Source organism: Corynebacterium humireducens NBRC 106098 = DSM 45392, from assembly GCF_000819445.1.
In the GTDB taxonomy this organism is placed as follows: Bacteria; Actinomycetota; Actinomycetes; order Mycobacteriales; family Mycobacteriaceae; genus Corynebacterium; species Corynebacterium humireducens.
This window is the reverse complement of record NZ_CP005286.1, coordinates 2,412,495-2,433,383: the sequence shown is the minus strand read 5'-3', so window position 1 is coordinate 2,433,383 and position 20,889 is coordinate 2,412,495. Positions and strand designations below refer to the sequence as shown.

Sequence of the window (20,889 nt, the reverse complement as noted above, 5' to 3'; positions counted from 1 at the left end):
CGTGACCGCCCTGCTCACCCTCTCCCACGGGTCCCGCCACCCGCGCGCCGCCGCCGGCGTCGACCGCCTCACCCGGGCGGCCGGGGAGGTGCTGGGCGTCACCGCCCGCGCCGCCCACCTCGAGTTCGACACCCCCTCCCTCATCGACGCCGCCCGCGACCTCGTCGCCCGCGGCCACGACCACGCCGTGGTCGTCCCCCTGCTGTTCACCGACGCCTTCCACGCGCGTCACGACGTCCCCGCCGCCCTCGACGCGGCCCGCCGCGCCACCGGCCTGCGGCTCACGCCCGCCCGGGGCCTCGGCACCGGCCCCGACATCGCCGACGTCCTTGCCCGCCACACCCGCCCCCGCAACCCGGACCTCGTCCTCGGGCACGTCGGATCCTCCTCCGTCGCAGCCGAGGCCGCCGTCCGGTCGCTGGCCGACCTCCTCGCCGCCCGCCTCGGGCGGGACGTCGCGGTGGTGCGGGCGACGGGGGAGAAGGCGGCGTCGATAAGCAGCGGTGCCCACCTCGTCCCCCTCTTCGTCACCGACGCCCTGCTGCTCGACCGCCTGCGCGCCGCCCAACCCCACGCGACCTCCGACCGCCCGCTCACCGACGCCCTCCGCGACGTCGTGGCGGCGCGGTACCGGGCCGCCCTCACCTAGGAACCCACCATGAACACACTCCTGCTCATCGCCCTCGCGGGGCTCGCCGCCCAGCTCGTCGACGGCGGCCTCGGCATGGGCTTCGGCGCCACCTCCACCACGATCCTCATCGTGCTCGCCGGACTCGGCCCCGCCACAGCCAGCGCCGTCGTCCACACCGCGGAACTGGGCACCACCCTCGTCTCCGGCGTCTCGCACTGGCGTTTCGGAAACGTCGACTGGCAGGTCGTCCGCCGCCTCGCCATCCCCGGTGCCGTGGGCGCCTTCGCCGGGGCAACCGTGCTCTCCCACTTATCGACGCAGGCCGCCGCCCCCGTCACCGCCACGATCCTCACCCTCATCGGCGCCAACCTCGTGTGGCGCTTCTCCCGCGGACGCATCCACCCGCGCCGCGCCGGGAAGGGGCACTCGCGCGGCTTCCTCGGCGGGCTCGGCCTGTTCGGCGGCTTCATCGACGCCTCCGGAGGCGGCGGCTGGGGCCCGGTGACCACCTCGACCCTGATGACGCTGGGGCGGGCGGAACCGCGCCGCATCGTCGGCACGGTCAACACCGCCGAGTTCCTGGTCACCGCCGCGGCGACCGCCGGCTTCGTCATCGGCCTGTGGGACGACCTGGTGGCCAACCTCGCGGCCGTGCTCGCGCTGCTCATCGGCGGTGTCATCGCCGCGCCGGTCGCCGCGTGGCTGGTCACCCGCCTCAACCCGGCCGCCCTCGGCGGCGTCGTGGGCACCCTGCTGGTCGCGCTGAACCTCCCCAAGGTGCTGCCCTTCGCCGGAGGACCGGTGCTGCTGGCCGTCATCGTCGTCGGCCTGGGCTTCTCGTGGGTCGGCTGGCGACGCTCCCTCCGTGCCCGCGCCGCCGCCGGGCAGCCCGTCACCGGAACGACGAGCACCCCCACCGGACAGTCGGTGGGGGTGCGGTAGGGCGGGGGCTACAGGGCGGCGACGTCGCCGATGACGTACACGGCCGGGGACCCGATGCGGTTCCCGGCCATCGTCGTGGCCAGGGTTCCCAACGTGCACCGGAAGGAACGCTGCCCAGTGGTGGTGCCCTCCTGGATGACGGCGGCCGGGGTGTGGGGGTCGAGGCCGGCGTCGACAAGCGTGGCGGTGATGGCGGCGACGTTGCGCACACCCATGATCACCGAGATCGTGCCGCCCGCCCGCGCCAGCGCGGCCCAGTCGACGAGCGAGTCCGGGTGCCCCGGCGGCAGATGCCCGGAGACGACCGTGAAGGAGTGCACCACGCCCCGCTGGGTGACGGGGATGCCGGCGGCCCCGGGAACCGAGATCGCGCTGGTCACGCCAGGCACCACCTCGCAGGACACGCCCGCGGCGGAGCAGGCGAGAAGCTCTTCGTGGCCGCGGCCGAAGACATAGGGGTCGCCGCCCTTGAGGCGCACGACACGACGGCCGGCGCGGGCGTGCTCGACGAGGAGACGATTCGTCTCCTCCTGCGCGACCTGCCGGCCGTAGGGGAGTTTGGACACGTCGATGACGGTCTTGTCCGTGAGGTCACACAGACGGGACAGCTCATCGGTGGGGCCGAGATGATCGGTGAGGATGATGTCGGCCGCCTCCAGGGCACGCAGGCCCCGGAGGGTGATGAGGTCCCACGCACCCGGACCACCGCCGACCAGCGTGACGTGACCCGCGGCCACGTCCAGGACCGGCGCGCTCACATGCACACCGGGACGCCACGGGCGGCCAGCTCGAGAGCGGCCCAGTCCGCGGAGACGCTGCGGCCGGCGGGCCAGCCCTGCCAGGAGGTGACCGCCACGCCGCGGGCGGCGAGCAGCTCAAGGACCTTCGGCGGGACATCCTGCGGACGCTCCGGGAACACGGCGGCGGTGATCTCCGCGGAGGCCAGGGCCGCGCCGGTGAGGGTGGCCAGGTCGGTGTTCTCCAGGGCCGGGGCGTCCGGGGTGACCACGGCGTCGTAGAGGCCGTGCAGTTCCTCCAGCTCGATGTCGGCGCCCACCTGCACGTTGCCGATCAGCCGCAGACGCGGGGTGCCGGTGCCGGTCGGGGCCGGGGCGGTGGAGAGAAGGCCGGCGGGGGCCGGGCGGGAGGTGATGAGGTCGACGAAGACCTGGCGCTCCCCGGCTGTGCGGGTGGTGAGCAGGTTCTCGGCCAGGCACATGCCCGTGGCTCCGTCGCTGATGACTGCGATGCGCAGGGGCCGCTGTGATGACTCGGGCATGGTCTCTTCCTTTCGATAGACTGAACTGTCTGCAAAGACTAGTACAGGTCTGTCTATTTGGCAATGGGGGTGCGGGGAGTCTCAGCTCTTACGTCGCGGTTGAGCACTCTGGTGCTGATTGATCCGCACCAGAGTGCTCAACCACCCCCAAAGAGCGCTGGCATAATCCAGGCCCGCCCAGATCCCCGCCGACCGGGAACCTTTCCGCCCCTTTCCCAGTCCAACTGCAGTGACAGGAGAGGGGAACAGATGGAGGAGCAGGGACTGCACAGGTGCGTACGCCGGGAGGACGGGCTGATCCTGCGTAAGGAGCAGAAGCACCTGCCGGACGCCTCGAACGTGCTGCGGACGCTGGTGCGGAGAGGCCACCTGGTCAAGCTGAGTCGGGGAGCGTACCTGGAGGCCTCCACGCTCCGGGAGCTCCGACCCTGGGAGCGCTACGACCTCGAGGCGAAGGCCCTGGGGGAGAGCACCGGACGCATTCTGGCCGGCTACTCCGCGGCGGCCGTGTGGAAACTGTGGCGCTATGAGCCGACTCCCGCGGGGCACGCGGTGTACCGCAACGGCGGGGGTCGGAAACTCGCCGCATCACCGCAGCTCAGGCAGGTGCACTACACGCTGACCGCGAGAGACGTCACCGGCCGGCACCTCAAGGCGACCACGGTGGAGCGCACGCTCGTCGACCTCACCCGTCTGCACGGTTTCGGGGCCGGGTTCGTCGCCGCGTGCAGTGCGCTGCGGCAGGGGCTGGTCACTCGGGAGTCGCTCAGCGCCTACGACGTCAGGGGGAAGGAGGGGCTGGCGCACTGGCCGCGGCTCGTCGGGAAGGCGACGGGGCAGGTGCAGTCCGCGCTGGAGGCGGTGTTTCTGGCGCAGTCGGTGTTTTTCGGGGACTTCACGCTGGTCCCGCAGGTGAGCGTGCGGGGGAGGAACGGGCGGCGCTACGACGTGGACTTCCGGGTGGAGGGGACGGAGAGGTACGTGGAGTTGGACGGGAGGGGGAAGTACGGGGCGTCGGCAAGTGAGCAGGAGTTCACGCTGAAGAAGGAGAAGGAGCGGGCCGACAACCTGCCGCCGCTGGAGCGATTCGGCTGGTCCGAGGTGATGAACATGCAGGCTTACCGACGCATGCTGCACCTCCTCGGGCTGGTGCACCGGTGGGATCTGCCGCGGATCCACTGGTAGTAGGATCAGGCCCCATGACTGTTCTGTTCGTCGCCGCCGTGTCCGAGGAAGCCGCCCACCTGCCGGAAGGGGCTGATCTGCTGGTGACCGGCATCGGCACGCTGCCGGCCGCGATCACCCTGACCGAGGAGCTCTGCACCCGGCGCGCCGACGGGACGCTGCCCTCGCGGATCGTCAACCTCGGCACCTGCGGGGCGCTGCGCGATGAGATCCCGAACGGCGTCTACGAGATCGACCGCGTGCACAAGCACGACTTCAACGTCGAGTTCACCTCCGACATCGGCGGCGACGCCCTGCCGCGCGTGATCACCCCCGAGGTCACCGGTCTCTTCCCGACGGGCCAGCTCGCCACCGGCGACACCTTCGTCGAGGACACCGCCACCCGCGACCGCATCGCGCAGGTCGCCGGCCTGGTCGACATGGAGGGCTACGCCCTCGCCGCCGTCGCCCACCGTTTCGGCGTGCCGATCACCCTGCTCAAGCAGATCAGCGACCGCGCCGACGAGGAGACCGCCCCCGAGTGGGCCGAGGCCGTCGAGGGCAGCGCCGTCAAGCTGGCAGACGCCGTCGAGCGGCTGCTTGCTGCTCTGTGACCCAGGGGCGCAGCCGCGCCTCCACATCACGAGGGGTCCGTCCCGCCACCAGGGCGTTGGCCACCTGGTAGGCCATGACGAGGGCGACGGTCGTCGAGAAGCCGGTGGCGGCGCCGCACGCGGCCGCGGCGTCGCCGATGAGCATGACGTGACCCCGTGACCAGTGGGGCAGCTCGATCTGGGTGATCTCGTCGACGCGCCACGGGGTGCCGCCGGGGTCCTCACCCGTGGGGAACACCCGGGGACCGGCCGCGGGGTCGTCCCGGTACAGGGCCAGGGAGAAACCCGTCGCGCGCCGCCCCTCCGGGAAGCCGGCGAGGGCGCGGGTGGGGGAGTCGATGCCGTCGGCACCGAGCACCACGTCGTAGTCGCCGAAGCGGTCCGCCAGGTCCTTTGCACCCACCCCGAAGTCGATCTCCCCGACCTCCCCCGCCAGCAGACGCACCAGATCCCCGCGCCACATCTCCACTAGTCCCTCGACAGGCGGCAGCAGGCCCAGCGCGCTGAGCACCGCCGAGCCCCGTTCGTGCACGGGCACGGAGAACCCCTGCGTCCGCAACGCAGGGGACTCCTCCACGAGGCGGACGTACCAACCGGCACGGCGCAGGACCAGCGTGGCCGTGAGACCGGCCGGACCTGCGCCGATGACGAGGGCCCGCACGTCAGGAGGGATCGGAGGAGGACACCGTCCGCCAGTTCGGCTTCTCAGGTGTGTCCCCGGCGGAGACGTCGGTGCTCCCGTTATCCCCGCCGGTGGAGTTCTTACGCCGCACCAGCGTCGGGGTGATGGACACCAGTCGTTCGCGCACCGCGGTGAACGCCTCCCAGGAGGTGAGATTCGAGCCCTTGGCGGTGGCGATCTCGATGTCGTCGATGGTGATCTCGCCGGCGCGCAGCGCGACCAGCTCGGAGTGGTAGCGGAACCACACGGCGAGGGTCGCCGCGATCGGCACCGCGAGGAACGCGCCGATGATGCCGAACAGGGTGGAGCCCAGGGTGACCGAGAGCAGCACGACCGCCGCGTGCATGTTCATCGCCTTGGACTGCAGGAAAGGCTGGAGGATGTTGCTCTCCAGCTGCTGCACCGCGATGATCAGCGCCAGGACGAGCAGGGCGTTGGTCACGCCGTTGGACACGAGGGCGATGATCACGGCGAGGGCGCCAGCGGTGACGGCACCGACGATGGGGATGAACCCGGCGAAGAAGGTGATCACCGCGAGCACGAACGCCAGGGGCACGCCGAGCAGGACGAGGCCGAGGCCGATGAAGAACGCGTCCACGAAGGAGACGATCGCCTGGGTGCGGATGAACCCGGCGAGGGTGTTCCACGTGCGGGTGAGCACCTCGGTGAGGTGCCAGCCGGCGTTGGCACCGGTGTAGCGGCGCATCCACGGCAGGAAGCGGTCGCCGTCCTTGAGGAAGAAGAACGTCAGCACCAGCATGACCACGATGGTCACCGCCACCGACGTCGCGGCGCTCAGGCCGGTGAACACGCCCGTGGCGATCTGCGAGGACTGGTTCTGGATGAAGGAGGTGATCTCCTCCAGCACCCCGTCAAACTGCTCGAGCTCGAGGTTGAGGGGCGGACCCTGCACCCAGGAGTTCAGCTTGTCGATGCCCTCGCTCGCCTGCTTCACCAGGTCAGAGCCCTGGTTGCGCACGGTTGGCGCCATCGCCGCGAAGATCGCGCCCATGATGACGAAGAACCCGATGATGACCACCACCGCCGCCAGCGCTGGCGGGAACCGCAGCTTCTCCCGCATCATCTTCACCGGCGGCCACAGGACCGTGCTCACCAGCAGCGCCAGGAGGATCGGCAGGAGGCCCGCCCACACGAAGCCCAGGATCTTGCCGGCGATGAACGCCGCCGCCACGAAGATGATGAAGCGCAGCGCCCACCCCGCGGCCCACCGGCCGTCGCGGCCGATGAAGACCGCGCGGTCGGTGACGTCGTCCCGGTCGTTCGGACCGGCGTCGAGCCGCGGGTCGTCCGAGAGCTCGGCGTAGTCGGAGACTGTGTCGGTCAGGTCGCGGGTGTCGGTTCCGTGTTCGCCCGGCAGATTGGGGTCAATGGGGTTGTTCACATCATTCATTCTGCCGTATCCCACCGACACGTCGCAGCACACCGAAACGGTGCAGCGTCACCGTGAGCGCCTGTTCATGCAGGAAGGGGAGGAGTTCACGGCGGCCGTCGGCAAGCACGGGACCGTCGAGGACGACGGCGCCGACGGCGGCCGCCTCCTCGTACAGCTCCGCAGGTACCGCGCCCAGGGCGCGGATGCGTCCGCCCGGGGTGGGCGTCACATCGGTGCTTCTCGACGTGCCCGTCCGCGCCCCCGCCAGCCGCAGGCGCCAGACGTCGCGCTCGTCCGCACCCTCGCCGATGTGGATCTGCAGCGGCTCCGGCAGCGGACGGTAGCGGAAGATGTTCGCCTCGCTGCGCAGGCCGGTGAGGTCGTGCTCGCGGCCGAACTCCTCGCGCCAGGCGATCTCGTCGAGCTCCGCGGCCCGGCGGAGCCAGTCGCGGTGGGCGGCGGGGGCGGCGTCGAGAAGCTGACGGACGGCGGGGATGAGCTCGACCTGGGCGTGGTCGAGGTCGCCGTCCGCCCACGTGCCCAGCTGGGCGACGTAGTTGGGGCCGCCCGCCTTCGCGCCGGGGCCGATGACCGAGTTCTTCCAGCCGCCGAAGGGCTGCCGCTGCACGATCGCGCCGGTGATGCCGCGGTTGACGTAGGCGTTGCCGACCTCGACGTGCTCCGTCCAGTAGGCGATCTCCTCGTCGTCGAGGCTGTGCAGGCCGCCGGTGAGTCCGTAGCCGGTGGAGTTCTGCCACTCGACGGCCTCCTCCAGCGTCGTCGCGTACATGATGCCGAGCACCGGGCCGAAGCACTCGGTGCGGTGGAACCAGGAACCGGGGCGGACGTTGTCGCGGATGCCGGGGCTCCAGAAGCGGCCCTCCTCGTCGAGCTGCTCCGGCTCCAGCAGCCAGGTCTCGCCGGCCTCCAGGGTGGTCAGCCCGCGGTGCAGCTTCTCCCCCGGCGGCTCGATGAGGCCGTTCATCGTGGTGGAGATGTCCGTGCCGGGGCCGACCCGCAGGGTGCGGACGGCGTCGATGAGCTGCTCGCGGATACGACGTGATTCGCCCGCCTGCCCCACGAGAATGACCAGGGAGCTGGCCGAGCACTTCTGCCCGGAGTGGCCGAAGGCGGACTGGTAGATGTCCTCGACCGCCAGATCCGGGTCCGCGGCCGGGGTGACGATGATCGCGTTCTTGCCCGAGGTCTCCGCGCTGATGCTCATCCGCGGGTCCCAGGAGCGGAACAGTGCCGCCGTCTCCGAGGCGCCCGTGAGGATGACGTGGTCGACGTCCTCGTGGGAGATGAGACGCTGACCGGCCTCGCCCTCGTCGGCGCGCAGGAACTGGACCAGGTCCGGGTCCACGCCGTGCCGCTCCAGGCCGCGGCGCACCGCGTCGACCATGACCTCGGCGCAGGCCACCGTCTGCGGCGCCGGCTTGATGATCACCGCTGAACCCGCCGCCAGCGCCGCCGTGACGCCGCCCGCCGGGATCGCGACGGGGAAGTTCCACGGCGGGATGACCACCGTGAGGGAGTGCGGGGTGAACTCGCTGCGGGCCCGGTCGAGGTTGCGGGCCTGCTCGCCGTAGTAGGCGGCGAAGTCGATGGCCTCGGAGATCTCCGGGTCCGACTGGTCGACGGTCTTCCCGGCCTCGTGCGCCATGACGGTGACGAGCTCACCGCGCGCCCGGGCCAGTTCATCGGCGATCGTCTCCAGCACCTCCGCGCGTTCCTGGCCGCTACGCGACGCCCACTCCGGGGCCAGCTCCCGGGCCCGGGCGACCGCCCGGTCGACGACCGCCGGGTCGGTGACCTCCTCCGCCGTGACCTCGTGCGGGTCCGCGGCCAGCCGCTCCAGCGCCCACTCGCGGTTGGCGCGCAGGGCAGGGTCCGTGTCCGGCTCGTTCGTGAAACGCCCCGTGACGCTGCGACCCGACTCCGTGAGGCGGTTCTGCGTGCGGCGGGGAGCGGTGGAGGAGGGGTCGCGGACGGCGTCGACAAGCGCCTTCTCCTGGGCGTCCATGTGGTGCCCCGGGGCGAAGAGCGCGTGCAGGAAGTTCTCCTCCGCGGCGTTCTCCTCGAGGCGACGCACCAGGTAGGAGACGGCGACGTCGAAGTCCTCGCGGTGCACCACCGGGGTGTACAGGATCATCCGGCCGACCTCCGCGCGGACCGCCTGCTGCTGCGCCGGGGACATGCCCTGGAGCATCTCGGCGTCGATCTGCTCCGTGACCCCGCGCGCCAGGGCGAGCTCCCAGGCGAGCGCCACGCTGAAGAGGTTGTGGCTGGCCACGCCGATGCGCACATGCGGGGCGTGCTCCGGGGAGAGGATGTAGTCCAGGAGACGGACGTAGTTCGCGTCCACCTCGTGCTTCGTGGCGTAGGGTGCCTGCTCCCAGCCGTGGCTCTCCGCCTCCACCTTCTCCATCGAGAGATTCGCGCCCTTGACCAGGCGGATCTTGATCGGCGTGGAACGGGTGCGGGCGAACTCGGCGAGTTCGACGAGGGCGTCGAAGCTGTCGGGGAGGTAGGCCTGCAGGACGATACCCGCCTCGAGGTCACGGAACTCCTCCTCGCTGAGCAGTTCCGTGAACAGGCGGATCGTCAGGCGGAGATCCTTGTACTCCTCCATGTCCAGGTTGATGAACGTGCCGGAGTCCCGGGCCGCGCGGTACATCGGACGCAGCTGCTCCTTGAGACGGACGAGGTTGCCCTCCAGGTCCCAGGGGTTGAGCTGCGCCACCAGGCTCGACGCCTTGACGGAGACGTACGTGACCCGCGGATTCTCGATGAGCGCCAGGGTGCGTTCCGCACGGCGGGCCGCCTCCCCGTCACCCAGGACCGCCTCACCCAGCAGGTTGAGGTTGAGCTGCGTGCCCTCCGCGGCGGCGCGGTCGAGGAGCTTGTCCAGTGCTCTGCCGTCAGCGTCGAGGACCAGGTGGCCGACCATCTGACGCAGACGGGCCCGCGCCAGCGGCATGACGATGTGCGGCAGCCGCGGGCCGAGGATCCCGCCGAGCTGCAGTGCCCCCTGGTTGAGACGGCCGAGGAAATCCGGTGCGCTGTCGAGCCTGCGCAGCGCCTGCGCGGCGGTGCGGTTGTCCTCCGGGCGGGCGACCCGGTCGACGAAGTCCATGGTGAACCTGACGCCCGCCGGGTCACGGACCAGGTCGGCGAGGCGTTCCGTGGCGGAGGTGCCGTCGGAGTGGGAGGTGGCGGCGAGCCACAGGCGGGCGCGCTCGATGGCCTTGTCGAGCACCTGCTCGACAGGAACGTGCTGGGACATCAGTGTCTTCCTTCCGGGATGGTGGGTGGGCTGGGCGGGACTGCTCAGCCGACCACCGGAGGGCGGTCACTGATGTGGCGGGTGCGGGTGCGCTCCAGGTTCACTGGCGGGCCCTTTCTCCTTCGGGCCGCGGGGGCAGGGGTGACGCCCCGGGCGGCTGCGAGTGAAATGTGACGTGAGTTACTCTCCCGGCCAGTATAGGGATGATTATCGTTCCGGGACAGGGGTTTCTGCGTCCTGCCGGGGTGTGGGGAGTCTGGTTGCATGGGAATCATGGACGTCCTCGTGTTCTCCACCGTGCCGGCCGTCGCCCCTGAGGTGGGGCCGGACGACGGACCCGTCGCGGTGCTCACCGATCCCCGGCACGTGTCCGCGCTCATCGGGGAGGCGCTGGGCGACATCGCCGAGGCCGGGCTGCGCGTCACGGGACCGGACGTGACGCAGGTGCATCCGCTGGCGCGTCACGTCTCGCGTTCGCAGGTCATCTACCGTTTCACGCGTCCGGAGGGCTACACCGCGCGGCAGCTCACCGAGTTCGCCGGGTGGGCGCACTACTGCGTGTTCCGCGTGGGCAACGGCCCGTTCCGCAACCTCGACGGGGAGAACCTGGCTGCGCCGGGCAAGGGGGTGAAGGTGCCGGTGCACGCCGACGCCTACGTGCGGCGCCAGCGGAATCTGCGGACCCTGCGGCAGGCCGGTCTCGAGCTCGACGAGCAGATCCCGGTCATCCCGGCGGAGGAGGAGGTCGTGCTCCGCGACGTCACCCGGGTGCTCTACCGGCTCGGCGCACTGCTGGTCGTGGTTGACGCGGCGGAGCACATCCGCCAGGGGGTGTTCCCGTCGGCGGATGAGCTCGTGGCGGGGAGGTCACTGGTGGTGGACTCGCTGACGGGCCGGGAGAGGGGGTTCCTCGAGGATGTCGGCCGGGCGCGGCAGGCGGCGTTCTCGACGTCCCCGGACGGGGGCGGTCCGGTGATCCCGGCACAGTTGCGCGCGGAGGCGGAGATGTTCGCCCGTTCCGCCCGGGCGGTGGAGGCGCTGGCGTGGGCGACGCAGATCATCGACCTGCCGCCACCCCGCCTCCGGGCCTGGGACTTCGATCCGCGGGCCTGGGAGGCGGGGCCGGAGAGCCTGGCGGAGGAGACCACCGCGACGCTGCTGGCCCGTTCGCCGGGTCTGCGGGGCGTGACTCAGCTGCTGGAGGCCTTCGATCTGGTGCACATCCTCCATCACGGGCTGGCCGGGGAGGCGGGGGACGGCGGCCCGGTGCCGCTCATTGCGGAGCAGTGGACGAAGGCGTTGGCGTGGATCATGTCGCCGCGGAGTGCGTGGGGCGAGGCGGAAAGGTTGCTCTGACCTGCAGTTTCAAAGAAAGTTGAGTCGATCGGGAACAACTTTGGATAGTGGCCCGTTGTAGGGAGTGTCAGGTTGAGTGGGCCGGACTCAAGGCTTCTGGTAGGTTGGTTCCAGAAGTTGAGCCGGTGGCAGTCAACTTAAGCGAAAATCCCTTGACAACAGGAGGAAACACATAATGGGACGCGCAGTAGGAATTGACCTCGGTACCACCAACTCGGTGGTGTCCGTGCTCGAGGGTGGCGAGGCCACCGTTATCGCCAACGCCGAGGGCTCGCGGACGACCCCGTCCGTCGTCGCCTTCGCCAAGAACGGCGAGGTCCTCGTCGGTCAGCCGGCCAAGAACCAGGCCGTGACCAACGTCGACCGCACCATCCGTTCCGTCAAGCGCCACATCGGCTCCGACTGGAACGTCGAGATCGACGACAAGAAGTACACCGCCCAGGAGATCTCCGCCCGTACCCTGATGAAGCTGAAGCGCGACGCTGAGGCCTACCTGGGTGAGGAGATCACCGACGCCGTGATCACCGTCCCGGCCTACTTCGAGGACGCCCAGCGTCAGGCCACCAAGGAGGCCGGCCAGATCGCGGGCCTGAACGTCCTGCGCATCGTCAACGAGCCGACCGCCGCCGCTCTGGCCTACGGTCTGGAGAAGGGCGACAAGGAGCAGACCATCCTGGTCTTCGACCTGGGTGGCGGTACCTTCGACGTCTCCCTGCTGGAGATCGGTGACGGTGTCGTCGAGGTCCGTGCGACCGCCGGTGACAACCAGCTGGGTGGCGACGACTGGGATCAGCGTGTCGTCGACTGGCTCGTCGAGAAGTTCAAGGCCACCAACGGCATCGACCTGACCAAGGACAAGATGGCCCTGCAGCGTCTGCGCGAGGCCGCCGAGAAGGCCAAGATCGAGCTGTCCTCCTCCCAGCAGGCCACCATCAACCTGCCGTACATCACCGTCGACGCCGACAAGAACCCGCTGTTCCTCGACGAGACCCTGTCCCGCACCGAGTTCCAGCGCATCACCCAGGATCTGCTCGACCGCACCAAGCAGCCGTTCAACCAGGTCATCAAGGACTCCGGCCTGTCCGTCTCCGACATCGACCACGTGGTCCTCGTCGGTGGCTCGACCCGCATGCCGGCCGTCACCGACCTGGTCAAGGAGCTGACCGGTGGCCGCGAGCCGAACAAGGGCGTCAACCCGGACGAGGTCGTCGCCGTCGGCGCCGCCCTGCAGGCCGGCGTCCTGCGCGGCGAGGTCAAGGACGTCCTGCTTCTCGACGTCACCCCGCTGTCCCTCGGCATCGAGACCAAGGGCGGCGTGATGACGAAGCTCATCGAGCGCAACACCACCATCCCGACCAAGCGCTCCGAGACCTTCACCACCGCCGAGGACAACCAGCCCTCCGTGCAGATCCAGGTCTTCCAGGGTGAGCGCGAGATGGCCGCAGCCAACAAGCTGCTCGGTTCCTTCGAGCTCGGTGGCATCGCCCCGGCCCCGCGTGGCGTGCCGCAGATCGAGGTCACCTTCGACATCGACGCCAACGGCATCGTCCACGTCACCGCCAAGGACAAGGGCACCGGCAAGGAGAACACGATCAAGATCCAGGACGGCTCCGGCCTGTCCCAGGAGGAGATCGACCGCATGATCAAGGATGCGGAGGTCCACGCCGAGGAGGACAAGAAGCGCCGCGAGGAGCAGGAGACCCGCAACAACGCGGAGTCCATGGTCTACCAGACCCGCAAGTTCATGGAGGAGAACTCCGACAAGGTCTCCGAGGACATCAAGACCAAGGTCGAGGATGCCGCCAAGGAGGTCGAGGAGGCTCTCAAGGGCGAGGATCTCGAGGCGATCAAGGCTGCCGTCGAGAAGCTCTCCGCCGAGTCCCAGGAGATGGGCAAGGCCATCTACGAGGCTGAGGCCAACGCCGGCGCCACCCAGGCTGACGCGCCGACCGGGGACGCCGACGACAACGTCGTCGACGCCGAGGTCGTCGAGGACGAGCCGGACACCGGTGAGGAGAAGAAGTAGTGACGCACCCCAACCCGATGCCCGACAACCCGGGCGACCCGGAGCACACCGACCCGGAGGCGACCTCGGCCGAGCGTGCCGAGGCAGCCGCCGACGAGGCCGCGCGTGCCCAGGACGAGGACCCCGAGGCCCGGGTGGAGCCGGAGCTCGACCCGGAACTCGAGGCTGAGCTGGAGGCCGCACTGTCCGACATCGACCCCGATGCCGACGGTGACGGCGAGGTCTCCGACCTCGAGTCCCAGCTCGCGGAGCGCACCGAGGACCTGCAGCGAGTCAGCGCGGAGTTCGCCAACTACCGTCGGCGCACCGAGCGTGACCGCCAGGGCATCATCGACGCCGCCAAGGCGTCGGTGCTGACCCAGCTGCTGCCGATCCTCGACGACCTGGAGCTGGCCCGCCAGCACGGTGACCTCGAGGAGGGGCCGCTCAAGGCCTTCGCCGACAAGTTCACCGACACGGTCACCGGCCTGAAGCTCACCCCCTTCGGCGAGGAGGGGGAGACCTTCGACCCGGAGATCCACGAGGCCGTCCAGGATCTGTCCTCCGGTGAGGACAAGGCCCTGGGCACCGTCCTCCGCCGCGGTTACCGCGTCGGGGACAGGGTGGTCCGCAACGCGATGGTCATCATCGCCGACCCGGCCCCCACCGAGTAACGGGCCCCGCCCGTCACACACCTGCACCGCCGTCCGAGACACGCACCTCCAGCCGCCCTCGGGCGGCGGTGCCCCCTTTTTTAGCAGCGATAAAACATAATCAGACATAGATTCCTCATTCTGAAAGGAGGAGATGCCCAGTGACCGTTCAGCGAGAGTGGGCAGACAAGAACTACTACGCGGATCTGGGGGTCTCCTCATCCGCCTCCGCCGAGGACATCAAGAAGGCCTACCGCAAGCTCGCGCGTGAGAACCACCCGGACAAGAACCCGGGCGACAAGGCCGCGGAGGACCGCTTCAAGAAGGCGGCCGAGGCCTACGACGTCATCGGCGACGAGACCAAGCGCAAGGAATACGACCAGCTGAAGGCGATGCTCCGCTCCGGCGGTGGTTTCGGAGGCTTCGGCGGAGGCGGAGGCGCCGGATTCCCCGGCGGGTTTCGCCAGACGTCGGAAGGCTTCGACGCCTCGGACATCTTCGGACGAGGATCCGGTGGAGGATTTTCTGCGGACGGCGGTCTGGGCGATATCTTCGGTGGCCTTTTCAACCGCGGCGGCGGTCCTCGCCACGCAGCTCGGCCGACGCGGGGAGCGGACGTCGAGACGGAGATCACCCTTGACTTCCGTGAGGCAGCCAAGGGGACGACGATCCCGCTCCAGCTGACCGGCGACGCACCCTGCAACACCTGCCACGGTTCCGGCTCCAAGTCGGGCAACCCGCAGACCTGCTCGGTGTGCAACGGCTCCGGCTTCACCTCGGAGAACCGCGGCGCCTTCGGCTTCAGCGCACCGTGCACCAACTGCTCCGGCACCGGCCAGGTCATCACCGACCCCTGCACCACGTGCCACGGTTCGGGCACCGTCCGCCGCACCCGTCAGCTGACCGTCCGCATCCCGGCGGGCGTCATCGACGGCCAGAAGGTCCGCCTCGCGGGCCAGGGGGAGGCCGGCCCCCAGGGCAAACCCGCGGGCGACCTGTTCGTCACCGTCCACGTGCGTGACGACGCCGTCTTCACCCGCGACGGCGACGACCTCGAGGTGACCGTCCCGGTGTCCTTCTCCGAGCTCGCGCTCGGCGACACGATCACCGTGCCGACCCTCGACGCCCCCGTCCGGGTCAAGGTGCCCGCCGGCACCCCGAACGGCCGGACCCTGCGTGTCCGTGGCCGCGGCGTGCCGAAGAGCGGGGACAAGGCCGGTGACCTGCTGGTCACCGTCGAGGTGGCCGTGCCGAAGAACATGGACGCCGCCGCCACCAGCGCCCTGCGGGAGTACGCGCAGGCGGAGAAGGACTCCGGCTTCAACCCGCGCGACGGGTGGGCCGGGAACAAGTGACATGAGGAGGTGTAGTGACCATGAAGGAGGAGAAGTCACCGACGGATGACCTGGGCGAGGTCTTCGTCATCTCGGTCGCCGCTGAACTCACCGGCATGCACGCCCAGACCCTGCGCACCTATGACCGCATGGGGCTGGTCACGCCCGAGCGCACCAGCGGCGGCGGACGACGCTACACACGCAAGGACATCTCCCTGCTGCGCCGCATCCAGCAGCTCAGCCAGGAGGAGGGCGTCAACCTCGCCGGCATCAAGGCGATCATCGAGCTCACCGAGGAGGTCGACCGCCTCCGGGCCGAGGTCGAGGAACTGCGTGAGCAGCAGACGCGGCCGCGGGGCGAGCTGGTCCACGTGCCGCGCTCCACGGCGATCGTCATGTGGGAGCCGCGTCGCGGCCGGCTGCGGCGACATCAGGACCATCGCTAGAAGAACCGACACGAGCCCACGCTGACCCTGTTTCCCGGGGTGAGCGTGGGTTTGTGCGCCTGTCACAACAATTCTTGACAAAAGTGGCGCGGGTCACTGTATGGTGTGGTGCAGGCCACTCAAATCCCTGTGAAAGGACACCATCATGACCGTGTACGCGAATCCCGGCACCGAGGGCTCGATCGTCAACTACCGCGAGCGCTACGACAACTACATCGGCGGCGAGTGGGTGGCACCCGTCGACGGCGAGTACATGGACAACATCACCCCGGTCACCGGTGAGGTGTTCTGCCAGGTGGCCCGCGGTAAGGCCGCCGACGTCGAGCTCGCCCTCGACGCCGCCCACAAGGCCGCCCCCGCCTGGGGCCAGACCTCCCCGGCCGAACGCGCCCTCATCCTGCACCGCATCGCGGACCGCATGGAGGAGCACCTCGAGGAGATCGCCGTCGCCGAGACCTGGGAGAACGGCAAGGCCGTCCGCGAGACCCTCGCCGCCGACATTCCGCTCGCGATCGATCACTTCCGTTATTTCGCCGGCGCCACCCGCGCGCAGGAGGGACGCCTGTCCCAGATCGACCACGACACCGTGGCCTACCACTTCCACGAGCCGCTGGGTGTCGTCGGCCAGATCATCCCGTGGAACTTCCCGATCCTCATGGCCACCTGGAAGATCGCCCCGGCCCTGGCGGCCGGTAACGCCATCGTCCTCAAGCCGGCCGAGCAGACCCCGGCCTCCCTCCTCTACCTCGTGGAGATCATCCAGGACCTGCTCCCGGCGGGCGTGCTCAACATCGTCAACGGCCTCGGCGAGGAGGCGGGTGTCGCCCTGTCGAGCTCCGACCGCATCGCCAAGATCGCCTTCACCGGTTCCACCGCGGTGGGCAAGATCATCAACAAGGCCGCCGCCGAGAAGATCATCCCGGTCACCCTGGAGCTGGGCGGCAAGTCCCCGTCCATCTTCTTCCCCGACGTCATGGCCAAGGACGACGCCTTCCGCGACAAGAGCCTCGAGGGCTTCGCGATGTTCGCCCTCAACCAGGGCGAGGTCTGCACCTGCCCGTCCCGTGCCCTCATCCACGAGTCCATCGCCGACGAGTTCCTCGAGCTCGGCGTCGAGCGCGTCAACAAGATCAAGAAGGGCAACCCCCTCGACACCGAGACGCAGATGGGTGCGCAGGCCTCCCAGGAGCAGATGGACAAGATCTCCGGCTACCTGGAGCTCGGCCCCCAGGAGGGCGCGGAGACCCTCACCGGCGGCAGCATCAACAAGATCGAAGGCCTTGACAACGGCTACTACATCGAGCCGACCGTGTTCAAGGGCACCAACGACATGCGCATCTTCCAGGAGGAGATCTTCGGCCCGGTGCTCTCCGTCGTCACCTTCAAGGACTTCGACGAGGCCATCAAGATCGCCAACGACACCAACTACGGCCTCGGCGCCGGTGTCTGGTCCCGTGACGGCCGCACCGCCTACCGCGCGGGCCGCGAGATCCACGCCGGTCGTGTGTGGGTGAACCAGTACCACAACTACCCGGCCCACGCAGCGTTCGGTGGCTACAAGGAGTCCGGCATCGGCCGTGAGAACCACCTCATGATGCTCGCCCACTACCAGCAGACGAAGAACCTCCTCGTCTCCTACTCGGATGACGCCCTGGGATTCTTCTGAGCCCACCCCTTGAGCAGCCCCAGCAGCACCGGGTCATCCCAGTAGCTGCTGTGGTCGCCCTCCCTGTCACCCGGCCAGACCCGCGCCCCGAATCCCGGGGTCGTCGGGTCTGGCCCGTGTGTGCCCGCGACCAGCCTGATCGGGTCGACGGGGTGCGTCATCGCGTGGATCCGCGGGTCGTCGCCGAGCAACGTCATCTCCGCAGCCGACCCGACCCCCGCCCCCGGGCTGCCGAGCAGCACCAGGTCATCGGCGTACAGGCCACCGCCTGACGACGCCGCCCGCCCCGCCACCACCGCCCCGTAGGAATGCCCCACGACGATCCGCCGCTGCCCGGGATGACGTCGGGCGAGTTCCTGCTGGAAGACCCGGAGCTCGGATCCCGCCGCCCGGGCGGGTTCCTGCGCCAGCGCCTGCGGCAGACCGGTCGGCGCGGGGTAACCGAGCCACAGCACCGCCGCCCCGCCCGTGGCCTGCGCGACGGTGCGCGCCCGGTCGAGGTGCACCGGCAGGCCCGCCGGATCGGAGGAACCGACACCCGGGACCAGCGTGGTCACCGAGGCGGCGGTCTCCACGTCGCCGACCGCCGCGACCAGGCGGCCCGCCCCCTCCCCGCCGATCTCGAGGAGCCGGACATCCGGGGGCAGTTCCAGCCCTGAGGTGAGCGCGTTGAGTTCATGGACGGCGTCGATGCCCAGGTCCGGGGTGTCACCGAGCCGGGCCGGATCCTCGGCGGGGATTGACGTGCACAGCAGGTCCACCTGCCGGGCGCAGGCGTGGTCGAGCAGGTCCCCGAGAGCGCGCAGATCCTTGAGCAGCAGTGCGAGCAGCCCCTCCGCGCCGGGGATCCGTTCCACGGCGAGGACCGCGCGGCGGGCGACCGCGTCGAGCTCCTCCCGGAGGGTGGCCGTCATCGACAGGACCTGCGCGACCCGCAGCATCTGCTCCGGAGGGCCGTGCAGGGGTGCGGTGAGGTGGTGCATCCGGTCGACGGCGGCCTGCGCGGCGGACCCGCGGAAACCGGTCCCCGGCAGGGCGCGGACGGTGCGGGTGAGCCAGTCGTGCTGCTCGGTGAGCCACCCGGCGTCGGTGCTCAGGAGGTGGGCGGCGTGGCGGAGGGAGGGGGCGTCGGGAAGCACTAGAACAACGACCGATCCAGCGCGCGGACGCGGTCGAGGAACCCGCGCACCTCGTGGACGTGGTCGCGCAGCGCCGACTCTGCGGAACGGTGCGTGCCCGCCCAGGTGCGGGCGGCGCGGTCGAGGGCGGCCGCCGTGCGCGACCCCGGGGGCAGGGCGGGCGGGTCCGGCGGGGAGAGGCGGCGCAGCAGGGAGGCGAGGTGGTCGGAGGCGGCGGTGGTGATCGTGAGCTGGTCCATGGCCGTCAGTGTGCGGGGCGGGCGTCGATCTGCCAACCGCGGGGTGCGCCGACCTGTGGATAACTCCGGGTTATCCACATAGTGTGGGTGCCATGAAGATCGGCATCGTGCAGCTGACCAGCGGACCGGATATCGTCGAGAATTTGGCCCTCGCTGTCGACGGCCTGCGGCAGGCCGCCGCGCAGGGGGCCCGCCTGATCGTGTTCCCCGAGGCCACGAGCCAGGCCTTCGACACCGGGCGGCTCGACCGGCAGGCCCAGGAGCTCGACGGCGAGTTCGCCACCGGCCTGCGGGAGGCCGCCCGCGAACTCGGCGTGACGGCGGTGGCCGGCATGTTCCGCCCCGCCGACACCGTCGAACGCGACGGGAAGACCATCAACCGCGTGTACAACACCGCGCTCGTCACCGGACCGGACGTCCACCTCGGCTACGACAAGCTCCACACCTTCGACGCCTTCAGCTACCGCGAGTCCGACACCGTCAAACCGGGTGAGGGCCTGGTGACCTTCGACGTCGACGGCACCACCGTCGGCGTCGCCACCTGCTACGACATCCGTTTCCCCAGTCAGTTCCAGGACCTCGCGCGGGCCGGGGCGCAGGTCATCGTCGTGCCGACCAGCTGGATGGACGGCCCCGAGAAGCTCTACCAGTGGCGCACCCTCACCGCGGCCCGCGCGCTCGACTCCACCTGCTGGATCGTCGCCGCCGGCCAGGCCCGCCCGGGTGGCGAGGCCGAGGCCGGGCAGTCCAGCGGCCCCACCGGCATCGGGCACTCCTGCGTGGTGGGGCCGACGGGGCGTCGGGAAGCGGAGGCCGGCTACGAACCGGAGATCATCGTCCTCGACCTCGACCTGGAGCAGGTGACGAAGGCACGGCGGACGCTACCCGTCCTGTGACGGCCAGTCGTCGGTGTTCTCCCAGGCCTCGGTCTGGATGTGCGCGGCCGGGGTACCTCCCGCGATGAGCTTCTCGACGGTCGCCCGCACCCCCGCCGCATCACCCACCACGAGGACATCCCGGTCCGCCCACGCCCCGTAGGAGGCGACCAGCTCACCGACCTGCCCCGTCTGCTGCAGGTGCAGCCCGTAGGGGGCGCGGGAGAACTCGGTCGCGCCGACCCACCACGCGTCCGTGGGGTGCTCGACGACGGGCACCACCGACAACCACGGGCTGACGAGGGAGAGATTCCACAGTCCCATGAGGTCGTAGAGCTCGCCCGGGTACTCCGCCGCGACGAACAGGTGCACGCGCGGACGCTCCTCCCACGTGAGCATGTCGAAGAGCATCGCCCGCAGCGGCGCCAGGCCTGTGCCGTGCGCGATCATCAGGACGTCACGCTCACCCGTGATCCGCAGTCCCCCGCGGGGCTGGCCGAACATCCAGTAGTCACCCGGCTTCGGGGTGGCCAGGAGCTGGGAGATGTCCGAGTCCTCCAGCACCCGGATGTGGAACTCCAGCTGCCCGAAGGGGTTGCTCGGCAGCGCCGGGGAGAACATCCGCCACACGCCCGGCAGGTAGGTCGAGTTCACCGGCAGGTGCTGTCCGGGGAGGTAGGGGATGGGCACACCCGCCTCGAGGCTCACCACGCTGATGTGCCGGGTGCGCCGCTGCACGCCGAGGACCTCCGCCGAGTACGCGGGGGCGATCCCCGCCTGGTCGGCCTCCCGGGCAGCGGCGGCCATGACGGTGCACACCGTGTCCAGCGCCCGGGCGGCGGCGTCGGCGTGCGGGGCGTCGAGCGTGCGCAGCCCGTGGCCCAGCGCGGTGGCGAAGGCCGGGTAGATCTCCGTCGGGAAACCGTGCCGACGGTGGTCCCGTCCCAGCTCCCGCAGCCGGTCGAGGATCTCCGGCGGAACCGCCCCCGTGCCCGGCGTGCGCTCGAGGACCCAGGCGCAGGCCGGCGCCAGCTCGAGGTGCGTGTGCCGCAGGGAGATAGGGAACACCTGCCGGGACTCCAGCACGTCCAGGTAGAGGCGCTGCTGGACGGCGTCCCGGAACTCGTCGCTGCGTTCGCGGAGGACGGCACCGGTGTCGGACAGGGTCTGCATGGACTCCAT

The 20,889-nt window shown here is 70.1% G+C and carries 19 protein-coding genes; 11 read left to right on the top strand and 8 right to left on the bottom strand.

Features of this window, described 5'->3' with window-relative positions; genetic code table 11:
* The first annotated feature begins 1 nt into the window (after window position 1).
* Entirely contained in the window at window positions 2-649 is a 648-nt protein-coding gene (locus B842_RS11955; RefSeq protein WP_040086897.1) for a sirohydrochlorin chelatase, read from the top strand.
* A 9-nt stretch (window positions 650-658) separates the two neighbouring features.
* Window positions 659-1,573 (top strand): sulfite exporter TauE/SafE family protein, encoded by a 915-nt coding sequence (locus B842_RS11950; protein ID WP_052437928.1) that lies wholly within the window; start codon window positions 659-661, stop codon window positions 1,571-1,573.
* Window positions 1,574-1,581: 8 nt separating this feature from the next.
* On the opposite strand, the gene cobA is transcribed toward B842_RS11950, so the two are convergent.
* On the bottom strand, window positions 1,582-2,331 hold the full coding sequence (cobA, locus tag B842_RS11945; RefSeq protein ID WP_052437927.1) for a uroporphyrinogen-III C-methyltransferase: 750 nt from the start codon (window positions 2,329-2,331) through the stop codon (window positions 1,582-1,584).
* The gene (locus tag B842_RS11940) at window positions 2,328-2,852 is read right to left on the bottom strand and encodes a hypothetical protein (RefSeq protein WP_040086896.1); all 525 of its coding nucleotides are present in this window, start codon (window positions 2,850-2,852) and stop codon (window positions 2,328-2,330) included. Before B842_RS11940 ends, cobA begins: the two co-directional genes overlap by 4 nt.
* Before the next feature lie 249 nt (window positions 2,853-3,101).
* Here B842_RS11940 and B842_RS11935 point away from each other — a divergent pair, with 249 nt between their 5' ends.
* Complete coding sequence (locus B842_RS11935) at window positions 3,102-4,037, top strand: hypothetical protein (RefSeq protein WP_040086894.1); 936 nt, start codon at window positions 3,102-3,104, stop codon at window positions 4,035-4,037.
* Between the two features lie 14 nt (window positions 4,038-4,051).
* Window positions 4,052-4,630: a nucleosidase gene (locus B842_RS11930; protein ID WP_040086892.1), complete on the top strand. Its 579-nt coding sequence runs from the start codon at window positions 4,052-4,054 to the stop codon at window positions 4,628-4,630.
* On the opposite strand, the gene B842_RS11925 is transcribed toward B842_RS11930, so the two are convergent.
* From B842_RS11925 to B842_RS11915, 3 genes are read right to left on the bottom strand one after another with little or no spacing between them, the layout of a single operon-like run.
* Complete coding sequence (locus B842_RS11925) at window positions 4,587-5,291, bottom strand: FAD-dependent oxidoreductase (protein WP_040086891.1); 705 nt, start codon at window positions 5,289-5,291, stop codon at window positions 4,587-4,589. The two genes, B842_RS11930 and B842_RS11925, sit on opposite strands and share 44 nt — an antisense overlap.
* A gap of 1 nt (window position 5,292) precedes the next feature.
* A complete protein-coding gene (locus B842_RS11920; RefSeq protein ID WP_082028453.1) occupies window positions 5,293-6,723 on the bottom strand; it encodes an AI-2E family transporter in 1,431 nt (476 codons plus the stop codon).
* Window positions 6,716-9,994, bottom strand: a complete 3,279-nt coding sequence (locus B842_RS11915; protein WP_040086889.1) for a bifunctional proline dehydrogenase/L-glutamate gamma-semialdehyde dehydrogenase — start codon at window positions 9,992-9,994, stop codon at window positions 6,716-6,718. Before B842_RS11915 ends, B842_RS11920 begins: the two co-directional genes overlap by 8 nt.
* 264 nt (window positions 9,995-10,258) lie before the next feature.
* On the opposite strand from B842_RS11915, the gene B842_RS11910 reads away from it, so the two are divergent.
* The 6 genes from B842_RS11910 (at window position 10,259) to exaC (ending at window position 17,454) form a co-directional block, all read left to right on the top strand.
* A complete protein-coding gene (locus B842_RS11910) occupies window positions 10,259-11,350 on the top strand; it encodes a DUF4272 domain-containing protein (protein WP_040086887.1) in 1,092 nt (363 codons plus the stop codon).
* A gap of 175 nt (window positions 11,351-11,525) precedes the next feature.
* Window positions 11,526-13,376: a molecular chaperone DnaK gene (gene dnaK / locus B842_RS11905; RefSeq protein ID WP_040086886.1), complete on the top strand. Its 1,851-nt coding sequence runs from the start codon at window positions 11,526-11,528 to the stop codon at window positions 13,374-13,376.
* Window positions 13,376-14,029, top strand: a complete 654-nt coding sequence (gene grpE / locus B842_RS11900; RefSeq protein ID WP_040086884.1) for a nucleotide exchange factor GrpE — start codon at window positions 13,376-13,378, stop codon at window positions 14,027-14,029. Before dnaK ends, grpE begins: the two co-directional genes overlap by 1 nt.
* Before the next feature lie 140 nt (window positions 14,030-14,169).
* Entirely contained in the window at window positions 14,170-15,363 is a 1,194-nt protein-coding gene (gene dnaJ / locus B842_RS11895; protein WP_040086882.1) for a molecular chaperone DnaJ, read from the top strand.
* Window positions 15,364-15,383: 20 nt separating this feature from the next.
* Window positions 15,384-15,788, top strand: coding sequence for a heat shock protein transcriptional repressor HspR (locus B842_RS11890; RefSeq protein WP_040087699.1), 405 nt, complete (start codon window positions 15,384-15,386; stop codon window positions 15,786-15,788).
* A gap of 145 nt (window positions 15,789-15,933) precedes the next feature.
* Entirely contained in the window at window positions 15,934-17,454 is a 1,521-nt protein-coding gene (exaC, locus tag B842_RS11885) for an acetaldehyde dehydrogenase ExaC (RefSeq protein WP_040086881.1), read from the top strand.
* Here exaC and B842_RS11880 read toward each other — a convergent pair.
* Together B842_RS11880 and B842_RS11875 are read right to left on the bottom strand one after the other, a co-directional pair.
* Window positions 17,424-18,593, bottom strand: a complete 1,170-nt coding sequence (locus B842_RS11880) for an alpha/beta hydrolase (RefSeq protein WP_052437926.1) — start codon at window positions 18,591-18,593, stop codon at window positions 17,424-17,426. The genes exaC and B842_RS11880 overlap by 31 nt on opposite strands.
* Complete coding sequence (locus B842_RS11875; RefSeq protein WP_040086879.1) at window positions 18,593-18,832, bottom strand: hypothetical protein; 240 nt, start codon at window positions 18,830-18,832, stop codon at window positions 18,593-18,595. Before B842_RS11875 ends, B842_RS11880 begins: the two co-directional genes overlap by 1 nt.
* A gap of 92 nt (window positions 18,833-18,924) precedes the next feature.
* Here B842_RS11875 and B842_RS11870 point away from each other — a divergent pair, with 92 nt between their 5' ends.
* Entirely contained in the window at window positions 18,925-19,728 is an 804-nt protein-coding gene (locus B842_RS11870) for a carbon-nitrogen hydrolase family protein (RefSeq protein WP_040086878.1), read from the top strand.
* Here the strand turns inward: B842_RS11870 and B842_RS11865 are convergent.
* The gene (locus B842_RS11865) at window positions 19,714-20,880 is read right to left on the bottom strand and encodes an FAD-binding oxidoreductase (RefSeq protein WP_156119519.1); all 1,167 of its coding nucleotides are present in this window, start codon (window positions 20,878-20,880) and stop codon (window positions 19,714-19,716) included. The genes B842_RS11870 and B842_RS11865 overlap by 15 nt on opposite strands.
* Window positions 20,881-20,889: the final 9 nt, after the last annotated feature.